General features: G+C 61.9%; 11 protein-coding genes. 9 read left to right on the forward strand and 2 right to left on the reverse strand.

What is annotated here, in order from left to right; all coding sequences use genetic code 11:
- Positions 1-65: 65 nt before the first annotated feature.
- Together ACU680_RS15055 and ACU680_RS15060 are read right to left on the reverse strand one after the other, a co-directional pair.
- Positions 66-1,238 carry a patatin-like phospholipase family protein gene (locus tag ACU680_RS15055; protein ID WP_448179846.1) on the reverse strand — a complete coding sequence of 391 codons (1,173 nt, stop codon included), beginning with the start codon at positions 1,236-1,238 and terminating at the stop codon, positions 66-68.
- A gap of 35 nt (positions 1,239-1,273) precedes the next feature.
- Positions 1,274-2,209 (reverse strand): lipid A biosynthesis lauroyl acyltransferase, encoded by a 936-nt coding sequence (locus ACU680_RS15060; RefSeq protein ID WP_448179847.1) that lies wholly within the window; start codon positions 2,207-2,209, stop codon positions 1,274-1,276.
- Between the two features lie 117 nt (positions 2,210-2,326).
- On the opposite strand from ACU680_RS15060, the gene minC reads away from it, so the two are divergent.
- The 9 genes from minC to ACU680_RS15105 all read left to right on the forward strand — a co-directional run bounded on the left by minC (position 2,327) and on the right by ACU680_RS15105 (position 11,632).
- Complete coding sequence (minC, locus tag ACU680_RS15065) at positions 2,327-3,064, forward strand: septum site-determining protein MinC (protein ID WP_027613349.1); 738 nt, start codon at positions 2,327-2,329, stop codon at positions 3,062-3,064.
- A gap of 199 nt (positions 3,065-3,263) precedes the next feature.
- On the forward strand, positions 3,264-4,076 hold the full coding sequence (gene minD / locus ACU680_RS15070; protein ID WP_007960626.1) for a septum site-determining protein MinD: 813 nt from the start codon (positions 3,264-3,266) through the stop codon (positions 4,074-4,076).
- Positions 4,076-4,330, forward strand: a complete 255-nt coding sequence (gene minE, locus ACU680_RS15075; protein ID WP_003223146.1) for a cell division topological specificity factor MinE — start codon at positions 4,076-4,078, stop codon at positions 4,328-4,330. Before minD ends, minE begins: the two co-directional genes overlap by 1 nt.
- A 91-nt stretch (positions 4,331-4,421) precedes the next feature.
- Positions 4,422-5,057 (forward strand): RluA family pseudouridine synthase, encoded by a 636-nt coding sequence (locus ACU680_RS15080; RefSeq protein ID WP_007960625.1) that lies wholly within the window; start codon positions 4,422-4,424, stop codon positions 5,055-5,057.
- Positions 5,058-5,106: 49 nt separating this feature from the next.
- Complete coding sequence (locus ACU680_RS15085; RefSeq protein ID WP_448179848.1) at positions 5,107-6,207, forward strand: hypothetical protein; 1,101 nt, start codon at positions 5,107-5,109, stop codon at positions 6,205-6,207.
- A 167-nt stretch (positions 6,208-6,374) separates the two neighbouring features.
- Positions 6,375-7,664 (forward strand): M18 family aminopeptidase, encoded by a 1,290-nt coding sequence (locus tag ACU680_RS15090; protein WP_007965355.1) that lies wholly within the window; start codon positions 6,375-6,377, stop codon positions 7,662-7,664.
- 150 nt (positions 7,665-7,814) lie between these two features.
- Positions 7,815-7,991, forward strand: coding sequence for a hypothetical protein (locus tag ACU680_RS15095; protein WP_177327380.1), 177 nt, complete (start codon positions 7,815-7,817; stop codon positions 7,989-7,991).
- Positions 7,992-8,068: 77 nt separating this feature from the next.
- The gene (locus ACU680_RS15100; protein WP_448179849.1) at positions 8,069-10,222 is read left to right on the forward strand and encodes a mechanosensitive ion channel domain-containing protein; all 2,154 of its coding nucleotides are present in this window, start codon (positions 8,069-8,071) and stop codon (positions 10,220-10,222) included.
- A gap of 66 nt (positions 10,223-10,288) precedes the next feature.
- Entirely contained in the window at positions 10,289-11,632 is a 1,344-nt protein-coding gene (locus ACU680_RS15105; RefSeq protein ID WP_448179850.1) for an amidohydrolase, read from the forward strand.
- Positions 11,633-12,087 lie beyond the last annotated feature (455 nt).

Below are 12,087 nucleotides of genomic sequence, written 5' to 3' on the forward strand. Positions count from 1 at the left end.
CTTTTTTGTGCCCACCCAAAAACCTGTGGGAGCTGGCTTGCCAGCGATTTGCCGCACCGCAGACTTCATGTGGGAACGACCGCTTCGCTGATCCCCAGAAACCGGCACAGCTCCTCACGCTTGGCCAACGCATCGCGCCGCCCCAAATCGATCAGCTCGCTGCAATACCCCGCCTCGAACAGCAGATAACTCAACACCCCTGCCCCACTCGTTTTCGTCGCCCCCGGCCCACGCAAAAACAGACGCAACGCCGCCGGCAATTCCTGGCGATGCCGCGCCGCGATCTCGTCGATCGGCTGGCTCGGCGAAATCACCAGCACCTCCACTGGTGCCACGCCCAGCTCGCGGGTCGGCGTGCCCTCGGGCATCAGGCGGCTGAACTGGTTGAGGCGCTGCAGCAATTCGATGTCGCTCTCCAGACTGTCAATGAACGTGCTGTTGAGCATGTGTCCGCCAATCTGCGCCAGCGTTGGCTGCTGCCCGGTGTAGGCACGCTCCAGCGGTTGCTGCGGATCGAAACCCCGCGGGTTGCCGCTGACGCCCACCACCAGCACCCGACTCGCGCCCAGGTGCAGCGCCGGGCTGATCGGGGCCGATTGCCGCACTGCGCCGTCACCGAAATATTCCTCACCGATTTTTACCGGGGCAAACAGCAACGGGATCGCCGAACTGGCCAGCAAATGGTCCACCGACAATTGCGCCGGCACGCCGATGCGTCGATGGCGCAACCACGCATCGATCTTGCCGCCGCCCTGATAGAAGGTCACCGCCTGGCCCGATTCGTAGCCGAACGCGGTCACCGCCACCGCATGCAATTGCTTGCGCGCGATGGACTCGGCGATGCCGGGCATGTGCAGTTTTTCATTGAGCAGGTCGCGCAGCGGCGAACTGTTGAGCAACGCCACCGGCAGGTGTCGGCCCATGCCGAGCAGGCTGTGACTGACAAAGCGGCTGGCCTGCCGGATCACCCCCGGCCAGTCGCTGCGCAACACTCGATGGCTGCGAAAGCCCTGCCAGAACAGGGTCAGGCGTTCGATGGCCGCGCGAAAATCGCTGGCGCCACTGGCCAGACTGACCGCGTTGATCGCCCCGGCCGAGGTGCCGACGATCACCGGAAACGGATTGTCCGCACCCAGCGGCAGCAATTCGGCAATCGCCGCCAGCACCCCCACCTGATACGCCGCCCGAGCCCCGCCGCCGGAAAGAATCAAACCTGTGACCGGTTCAGCTGGGCTCATCGCAACGCTCCATGGTGCTTGAAAGGGTGAGTGAATCAGCCGCGCCGTTTCGGGTAAAGCTTCGGCTCGCCCGGTGGACGGCTCTTGAAGCGGCGGTGCGCCCACAAGTATTGCTCAGGGCAGGCGCGCAGCGCACTTTCCACCCACTGGTTGATGCGGATGCAGTCGGCCTCTTCGGTTTCACCGGGGAAATCTTCCAGCGGCGGATGGATCACCAGCCGGTAACCGCTGCCGTCCGCCAGACGCTCCTGAGTGAACGGCACCACCAACGCCTTGCCCAGACGGGCGAATTTGGTGGTCGCGGTCACGGTCGCCGCCTGAATGCCGAACAGCGGCACGAAGATGCTCTGCTTGGCGCCGTAGTCCTGATCCGGTGCGTACCAGATCGCCCGGCCCGAACGCAGCAGCTTGAGCATGCCACGCACGTCGTCACGTTCCACTGCCAGCGAGTCGAGGTTGTGCCGCTCGCGGCCCCGGCGCTGGACGAAGTCGAACAAGGCATTCTTGTGTTCGCGGTACATGCCGTCGATGGTGTGTTGCTGACCGAGCAGCGCCGCGCCGATTTCCAGGGTGGTGAAGTGCGCGGCCATGAGGATCACGCCCTTGCCTTCGCGCTGGGCGTTTTGCAGATGCTCCAGGCCTTCGACATGCGCCAGTTTCGCCAGGCGCTCACGGGACCACCACCAGCTCATCGCCATTTCAAAAAACGCGATGCCGGTGGAGGCGAAGTTTTCCTTGAGCAGGCGTTTGCGCTCGGCGGCGGATTTTTCCGGGAAGCACAGCTCGAGATTGCGCTTGGCGATGCGCCGCCGGTCGCCGGCCACGCGATACATCAATGCGCCCAAAACACGACCGATCGTCAGTAAAACCGCATATGGCAACTGCACGACCAGCCACAACAGCCCCAGACCGCACCAGAGCGGCCAGAAGCGGGGAGAAAGATAGGCTCTTCGAAAACGCGGGCGATCCATTAAAGCTTCCGTAAATTCAGTGGCCGCGCATTCTACATCGTTCGACCCGGCTTGCGGCTCGCGGGCGTTCTCGTTATAAGTCTCGGCACTTTTAGTGACAAGCCGTTGTATGCCGATATGAGCCAAAACGAATCGCCAGACCGAGATCCCGTGTTCCAGTTGAAGGGCAGCATGCTGGCCATCACGGTGCTGGAACTGTCCCGCAACGACCTCGACAGCCTTGATCGGCAACTGGCCGCCAAAGTCGCCCAGGCGCCGAATTTCTTCAGCAATGCACCGTTGGTCCTGGCGCTGGACAAACTGCCGCCCGGCGAAGGCGCGGTCGATCTGCCCGGTCTGATGCGCGTATGCCGTCAACATGGCCTGCGCACCCTGGCGATCCGCGCCAGCCGTATCGAAGACATCGCCGCCGCCATCGCCATCGACATCCCGGTACTGCCGCCGTCCGGCGCCCGTGAGCGACCGCTGGAAGCGCCGGAACCGGAAGTCAAAAAGAAGCCGGAAAAGCCGCCGGAGCCGACCGTCAAACCGACCCGCGTCATCACTACGCCAGTACGTGGTGGCCAACAGATATATGCCCAGGGTGGCGATCTGGTGGTGGTGTCCTCGGTCAGTCCGGGGGCGGAACTTCTGGCCGATGGCAACATCCATGTATACGGCCCGATGCGCGGTCGCGCACTGGCCGGCGTCAAAGGCGACACCAAGGCGCGGATTTTCTGTCAGCAATTGAGCGCTGAACTGATCTCCATCGCCGGGCATTACAAGGTTTCCGAAGATTTGCGCCGCGATCCACTGTGGGGCTCCGGCGTCCAGGTCAGCCTGTCGGCCGACGTGTTGAACATCATTCGGCTTTAACGGATACTGCCGCATTTTCCAAGCATCTCTAAAACGTAGCGAAAACGGCTCAAACGAAGTAGGAAAAAGGATCAAGCAGCGTTTGCCCCCGGCAATTGCGACTTGCGCCGAATTCCAGCCAAGGCTGTCCGACTGCAGTAGTTTTCAAGAGATGTTTTTCAGGGGCTAAAAAGTCCTTCTTCCTTAGGGGTGAAACACCTTGGCCAAGATTCTCGTGGTTACATCCGGCAAGGGTGGTGTGGGTAAGACCACCACCAGCGCCGCTATCGGTACCGGCCTCGCTCTGCGCGGCCACAAAACAGTGATCGTCGACTTCGACGTGGGCCTGCGTAACCTCGACCTGATCATGGGTTGCGAGCGTCGCGTGGTGTACGACTTCGTCAACGTGGTCAACGGCGAAGCCAACCTGCAGCAGGCGCTGATCAAAGACAAGCGCCTGGAAAACCTCTACGTGCTGGCCGCCAGCCAGACCCGTGACAAAGACGCGCTGACCCAGGAAGGCGTGGAAAAAGTCCTGATGCAGTTGAAGGAAGACTTCGACTTCGTGGTCTGCGACTCCCCGGCTGGCATCGAGAAAGGTGCGCACCTGGCCATGTACTTCGCCGACGAAGCGATCATCGTGACCAACCCGGAAGTGTCCTCGGTACGAGATTCGGACCGCATGCTCGGCCTGCTGGCCAGCAAATCGCGTCGTGCCGAACTCGGCGAAGAGCCGATCAAGGAACACCTTCTGCTGACCCGTTACAACCCGCAGCGCGTCAGCGATGGCGAAATGCTGGGCGTCGAAGACGTGAAGGAAATTCTGGCCGTGACCCTGCTGGGCGTCATCCCTGAGTCGCAGGCGGTCCTGAAGGCTTCCAACTCGGGCGTTCCAGTGATTCTCGACGACCAGAGCGATGCCGGTCAGGCCTACAGCGATGCCGTTGATCGTCTGCTGGGCAAAGAAAAAGAACATCGTTTCCTCGATGTTACGAAGAAGGGATTCTTCGAGCGCCTGTTTGGAGGTAGGTAATGAACCTTTTTGACTTCTTTCGTGCCAACAAAAAGCCAAGTACCGCCTCGGTAGCGAAAGAGCGTCTACAGATCATCGTGGCGCATGAGCGCGGCCAGCGCAGCACGCCGGATTACCTGCCAGCCTTGCAGAAGGAACTGGTCGACGTGATCCGCAAGTACGTCAACATCGGCAACGACGATGTACACGTTGCACTGGAAAGCCAGGGCAGTTGCTCGATTCTGGAACTCAACATCACCCTGCCAGATCGCTGAGTCGATCCGGCAGGAACGACGGCGGCTCAGGGCCATTCCCATCGCGGAATGGCCCTGAGCCGCCGTTGGCATTTGTTACGAGGCTGTTTTAATGCCGTTGTCCAACATCCGCATCATTCATCAGGACGCCGCCGTACTGGTGGTCGACAAACCGACCTTGCTGCTCTCGGTGCCCGGTCGCGCCGACGACAACAAGGACTGCCTGATCACCCGCCTGCAGGAAAACGGCTACCCGGAAGCGCGCATCGTCCATCGCCTGGACTGGGAAACCTCCGGCATCATTCTGCTGGCCCGTGACGCCGACACCCACCGCGAACTGTCGCGGCAGTTTCACGACCGTGAAACCGAAAAGGCCTACACCGCCCTGGCCTGGGGTCAGCCGGAACTGGACAGCGGCAGCATCGACCTGCCCCTGCGTTACGATCCACCGACCAAACCAAGGCACGTGGTCGACCACGAATTCGGCAAGCATGCGCTGACCTTCTGGCGCGTACTGGAACGTTGCGGCGATTGGTGCCGCGTCGAGCTGACGCCGATCACCGGGCGCTCGCACCAGTTGCGAGTGCACATGCTGTCCATCGGTCACCCGCTGCTGGGCGACGGGCTCTACGCCCACGAACAGGCCCTGGCCGCGTGGCCGCGTCTGTGCCTGCATGCCAGCATGCTGAGCTTCACCCACCCGCAAACCGGCGAGCGTCTGCGCTTCGAATGCCCGGCACCGTTTTAAGCGTTGCCTGAGTGGCAGCGCGTTTTTTGTACAAGGATTTTGTTTTCGGATGAGTTGTATTGATTCCCTGGTAACACCCCTCACGAAAGTTCGTCATCAACTGCTTTACCTGATTTACGGCAATCAGGATGTGTACCGGCGCGAAGCCAAGTTCAGCATCCTGACCGCGCTGTCCCAAGCCAAAAACGGCGAGCGACCGGCCATCCGCATTCTCACCGATCGCCCCGACGACTATGCGGGCTGGCCGGTCGACACGGTGCTGCTGGACGACGCGACCCTGACCCGCTGGCAAGGCACCCACGGCTATCATCACCGCCGCAAGGCCTGCGCCATTGCCGCGGGCATGCAGTGGGCGGAAAAGACCTTGTTCGTCGACACCGACACCCTGTTCACCCGCCACCCGAGCCAACTGTTCAAATTCATCGAGCCGAACCGCTCGGTGATGGATCGCTTCGAGTACGACTGGAAAGATGTGCACCAGCGTCCCGACTATCAAAAACTCGGTCGCGACCTGCGCCGCCACGGCGTGACGCCGGATAACGGGTTCAAGCTCTACAACAGCGGTCTGTGCGGCGTGATCGCCAGGGATTCGGCGCTGTTCGAAGAGTCGATCCGGCTGATCGATGAATGGACATTCGGCGGCTTTGAAATCCACACCATCGAACAGATCGCCCTGTCGTACGCCATGCGCGAACGCCAGGTGGTGGAGGCGCGCAAACACGTCTACCACTACTTCGCGGAAAAACGCTTCTTTCACGCGATGCAGACATATTTCTTCTCCCAGCACGGCGAGCAGTTCAGCCAGCGCCTGGTGGATCTGTGCAGCGATGTGCCACGGGTCAAACCGTTCCCGTCGGCCTGGCGCCGATTGAAAATCAAATGGAAGCTGCGTCACCAGAGCGGCACGCTGCGCAAGGTCGGTCGCGACCTGCTGTACGGCAGCGCGGCGCCGGAAGATCCGTACTACAGCGCCTGCCGCCACGAATGGTGGGAATGCGCCTCGCGAGAAATACTCCGTTGGGACGAAAGCCGGCAGAAAAAACTGCTGAGCCAGAAGCCCTGGCCGCAACAGCTGCCGCGTCCGGATAAACCGGAGGACGAAAAAGTCATCATGAGCTACCTGAAAAAGCGCGTAGCCGCCGCCCGCTGAACACCACCATCCTGTAGGAGCTGCGGCACGCTGCGATCTTTTGATTCTGTTCGTTGAAATCAAAATCAAAAGATCGCAGCGTGCCGCAGCGCCTACAGGAATCCGCTCCGGATTCAATTCCCTGGCCGATGCGTTAAACTCCCGCCCATTGCTGTCTGGAGCTTCTTATGCGCGAAGAGTTGAACCAAGGCCTGATCGACTTCCTCAAGGCCTCCCCTACCCCGTTCCACGCCACCGCCAGCCTTGTTCAGCGTCTGGAGGCCGCCGGTTACGTGCGCCTCGACGAGCGCGAGCCGTGGACCACCGAGGCCAACGGCCGCTACTACGTCACCCGTAACGACTCCTCGATCGTCGCGATCAAAATGGGCCGCAACTCGCCGCTGCACGACGGCATCCGTCTGGTCGGCGCCCATACCGACAGCCCGTGCCTGCGGGTCAAGCCGCAACCGGAACTGCAACGTCAGGGCTTCTGGCAACTGGGTGTTGAAGTCTACGGCGGCGCGCTGCTGGCGCCGTGGTTCGACCGCGACCTGTCGCTGGCCGGCCGCGTCACCTTCCGCCGCGACGGCAAGGTCGAAAGCCAGTTGATCGACTTCAAGGCACCGATTGCAATCATTCCCAACCTGGCGATTCACCTCAATCGTGAAGCCAATCAGGGCTGGGCGATCAACGCGCAGACTGAGTTACCGCCGATCCTCGCGCAGTTCGCCGGTGACGAACGTGTCGACTTCCGCGCGGTACTCACCGATCAACTGGCTCGCGAACATGGTCTGAACGCCGACGTGGTGCTGGATTACGAGCTGAGTTTCTACGACACCCAGAGCGCGGCAATCATCGGCCTGCATGGCGACTTCATTGCCGGCGCACGCCTCGACAACCTGTTGTCCTGCTACGCCGGCCTGCAAGCGCTGCTCACTGCCGACAGCGAAGAAACCTGCGTGCTGGTGTGCAACGACCACGAAGAAGTCGGCTCCTGCTCGGCCTGCGGTGCCGATGGCCCGATGCTCGAACAGACCCTGCGCCGTCTGCTGCCGGAAGGTGACGAGTTCGTCCGCACCATCCAGAAATCGCTGCTGGTCTCGGCTGACAACGCCCATGGCGTGCACCCGAACTACGCCGAGAAGCACGACGCCAACCACGGCCCGAAACTCAACGCCGGCCCGGTGATCAAGGTCAACAGCAACCAGCGCTACGCCACCAACAGCGAAACCGCCGGGTTCTTCCGTCACCTGTGCATGGCCGAAGAAGTGCCGGTGCAGAGCTTCGTGGTACGCAGCGACATGGGTTGCGGCTCGACCATCGGCCCGATCACCGCCAGCCACTTGGGCGTGCGCACCGTCGACATCGGCCTGCCGACCTTCGCCATGCACTCGATCCGCGAACTGTGCGGCAGCCACGACCTGGCGCACCTGGTCAAAGTGCTGAGCGCGTTCTACGCCAGCCGCGAACTACCGTAAGCTGATCGCCCCCCTGTAGGAGCTGCCGCAGGCTGCGATCTTTTGATCTTGTGTTTTGGTAGATCAAAAGCAAAGATCGCAGCCTTCGGCAGCTCCTACAGGTCGAAAGCGACCTAGACTTAAATCATCCCCTATGACAAGGCAGTCTCCATGATCTCGATGTCCTCCTTCCACGCCATGCTCGTCCCGATCCTGTCCGGGATGATCCTGCTCGCCATCGGTTTCAACTTCCGCGACAAGAACGCCGGTGTCTTCGCCATGTGGATCGGCATGCTGATGATCCTGGCGACCGTGGTCTACAAGATCCTCGCCAAACTCAACGAATAAATCGGCGCCCGGCTCGCATTGATTCCGGCTGCCTCGTACACTCGCTCAATTCGCCCCTTTGCGAGGTTGACCGCCTAGTGTTCGCTCGTCTGTTTGCACTGCCCTGCCTGTTCCTTGTCTGCCTGATGACGCTGCTGCCGCTGGCCCCTGCCCATGCGGTCGGTCTGCCGGGCCTGCTTAACACCACCAAGACGCAGCCGGAGGCGCAGGAGCCGCTGGGCCAGTCGCTGGATGAAGTCATCAAGTCGCTGGAAAACGACAAGCAACGCGCACAGTTGCTGAGCGACCTGAAAAAGCTGCGCGACGCCACCAAGAAAGCCCAGGCCTCACCGGAAGAAGGCGTGCTGGGCCTGATCGGCGGCACCCTGGCCAGTTTCGAGAAGCAGTTCTCCGGTGACGACAGCCCGCTGACCCGCTGGTCCGACGAGTTCGATCTGGCCAGGGACGAACTCGATAACCTGATGCTGCCGGCCAGCGAATGGCTGCCGATCATCTTCGGCTTCGCGGTGATCCTGATGGTCTGGAGCCTGCTCGCCGCCGCGCTGATCTGGCTCGGCCACCGAGTGCGCATGCGTTTCGGCCTGACCGAAGAACTGCCGCAACATCCCAAGGCCCTCGACATGCTGCGCTTCGCCCTGCGCAAGCTCGGGCCGTGGCTGATTGCGTTGGTCATCACCGTTTACATGAGCTACGCGCTGCCGTCGTCATTGGGTAAAAGCCTGGCGATGGTGCTGGCTTATGCGCTGGTGGTCGGCACCTGTTTCTCGGCGATCTGCGTGATCGCCTTCTCGCTGCTCGACGGTCCGCACCGGCATCGGGCGCTGTACATCCTGCGGCATCAGGCGTTCCGTCCGTTGTGGCTGATCGGCAGCTTCGCCGCGTTCGGTGAAGCGCTGAGTGACCCGCGCCTGGTCGAAGGCCTCGGCGTGCACCTGGCGCACACCACCGCGACCATCACCAACGTGCTCGCGGCGCTGTTCACCGGGCTGTTCATCCTGCGTTTCCGCCGGCCGATCGCGCACCTGATCCGCAACCAGCCATTGTCCCGCCGCCTGACCCGCCGCGCCCTCAGCGACACCATCGATATCCTCGGCACCTTCTGGTACGTGCCGGCGCTGGTGCTGGTCGGGATCTCGCTGTTCGCCACCTTCGTCTCCGCCGGCGACACCAGCACCGCCCTGCGTCAGTCGCTGATCTGCACGGTGCTGCTGGTGATGTGCATGGTGATCAACGGCCTCGTGCGCCGTCACTCGCTCAAACCGCAGCGCGGGCCGAAGCGTCATGCGCTGTATTCGGAACGCCTGAAAAGCTTCTTCTACACCCTCGCCCACCTGCTGGTGTGGCTGACCTTCATCGAGCTCGGCCTGCGCGTATGGGGCAAATCGCTGATCGGTTTCGCCGAGGGCGAAGGGCATGACGTCAGCGTCAAACTGTTCAGCCTGATCGGTACGCTGATTTTCTCCTGGCTGATCTGGATCCTCGCCGACACCGCCGTGCACCACGCCCTCACCCGCTCGCGCAAAGGCCTGGCGAATGCCCGCGCGCAGACGATGATGCCGCTGATCCGCAACGTGCTGTTCGTGGCGATCTTCATCATCGCGCTGATCGTCGCTCTGGCGAACATGGGCATGAACGTCACGCCACTGCTGGCCGGTGCCGGTGTGATCGGTCTGGCCATCGGTTTCGGTGCGCAGTCGCTGGTGGCGGATTTGATCACCGGTCTGTTCATCATCATCGAAGACTCGCTGGCCATTGATGACTACGTCGACGTCGGCGGCCATCTCGGCACCGTCGAAGGCCTGACCATCCGCACCGTGCGCCTGCGCGACATCGACGGCATCGTCCACACCATCCCGTTCAGCGAAATCAAAAGCATCAAGAACTACTCCCGCGAGTTCGGCTACGCGATCTTCCGGGTGGCGGTGCCGTACAACATGGAAATCGACGACGCGATCAAACTGATGCGCGAAGTCGGCCAGAAAATGCGCACCGACCCGCTGCAGCGGCGCAACATCTGGTCGCCGCTGGAAATTCAGGGCGTGGAGAGTTTCGAGTCCGGCAGCGCGATTCTTCGCGCGCGGTTCAAGACTGCGCCGATCAAACAATGGGAAGTTTCCCGAGCGTTCAACCTGTCGCTCAAGCGCCATCTGGACGAAGCCGGACTCGATCTGGCGACGCCACGCATGAGCGTGCAGGTCATCACTGCCGGCGGTGGCCAGCCGAAGGAATAGCACTTCGCGCAGACACTCGGGTCACAGGCAGGGAAGCCAGAAAAACAATAACCATGGAGAAACCCGATGCAGCTGACACGTATCGCCCAGACCGTTCTGCTCACCCTGCTGGCCGGCACCGCCAGCGCCGCCAGCGCCGCCACCCTGGACAGCACCCGCGAACAGATCGCCACGCAAGCCACGGCACTTGAACCGCAACTGCTGGAAACCCGCCGCGACATCCACGCGCATCCGGAACTGGGCAACACCGAGACACGCACCGCGGAACTGGTCGCCAGACAACTGAAGGCCATGGGCCTGGAAGTCAAAACCAACGTCGCCCGCACCGGCGTGGTCGCCATCCTCAAAGGCGCCCTGCCCGGCCCGACCGTGGCTCTGCGCGCCGACATGGACGCATTGCCGGTCAAGGAAGTCGCCGACCTGCCCTTCGCCTCGAAAGCCAAAGGCACCTATCTGGGCAAAGAGGTCGACGTGATGCACGCCTGCGGCCACGACGCCCACACCGCGATCCTCCTGAGCACGGCGAAAATTCTTACGGGCATGCGCGACACCCTGCCCGGCACCGTGGTCTTCTACTTCCAGCCCGCCGAAGAAGGCCCGAGCGACTTCATCCCCGACGGTAAAAACACTTGGGGCGCGAAAATGATGGTGCAGGAAGGCGTGATGAAATCACCCAAACCCGACGCCGTCTTCGGCCTCCACGTCTGGGCCGGCGTCCCCGCCGGCCAGATCGCCTACCGTCCAGGCGCCACCCTGGCCAGCTCCGACGACCTGCGCATCAAAATCCTCGGCAAACAAACCCACGCCGGCCGCCCCTGGGACGGCATCGACCCGATCACCGTCGGCGCACAAACCATCGTCGGCCTGCAAACCGTGGTCAGCCGCCGCACCGACATCTCATCCTATCCGTCGGTGGTCAGCATCGGCACCATCAACGGCGGCACTCGCTACAACATCATTCCCGAATCCGTGGACATGAGCGGCACCATCCGCTCCTACGACTACGGCATCCGCCAGAAACTCCACGCCGACGTGCGCCAGACCATCGAAAAAATCGCCGAAAGCGGCGGCGCGAAAGCCGACGTGACCATCATCGAAAAATACGACCCCACGATCAACAACCCGGCACTGACGGAAAAAATGCTGCCGACGTTGAAGTGGGCCGCCAAGGACGACGTGGTCAATGCACCGCTGGTGGGCGGCGCGGAAGACTTCTCGTTCTTTGCCAAGGAAGTGCCGGGGCTGTTCGTGTTTCTGGGGGTGACGCCACGGGATCAGGACATGAGCAAGGCGGCGCCGAATCACAATCCGGGGTTCTTTGTGGACGAGTCGGCGCTGGTGGTTGGGGTGAGGACGATGGCGTCGCTGGCGACGGATTATTTGTATGGGAATGCTGAGGCGGCCAGATAAAGATGGGGTGATTGTGGGGGCGCTTCGCGAGCAGGCTCGCTCCCACATTTGACCGTGTGCAGCCTGTTAGAGATTGGTCGGCTGTCAGGGCGCCATCGCTGGCAAGCCAGCTCCCACAGTTGGATTGAGTGCAGGCAGTTGGAGATTGGTCGGCTGGGAGGTCACCATCACTGGCAGGCCAGCTCCCACAGAGAGATTGGGTGCAGGCAGTGAGAGATTGGTCGGCTGTCAGGCCACCATCGCTGGCAAGCCAGCTCCCACAGTTGGATTGAGTGCAGGCAGTTGGAGATTGGTCGGCTGTCAGGCCGCCATCGCGAGCAGGCTCGCACACATTTGACCGTGTGCAGCCTGTTAGAGATTGGTCGGCTGTCAGGGCGCCATCGCTGGCAAGCCAGCTCCCACAGTTGGATTGAGTGCAGGCAGTTGGAGATTGGTCGGCTGGGAGGTCACCATCA

Source organism: Pseudomonas sp. LF020 (assembly GCF_053456425.1).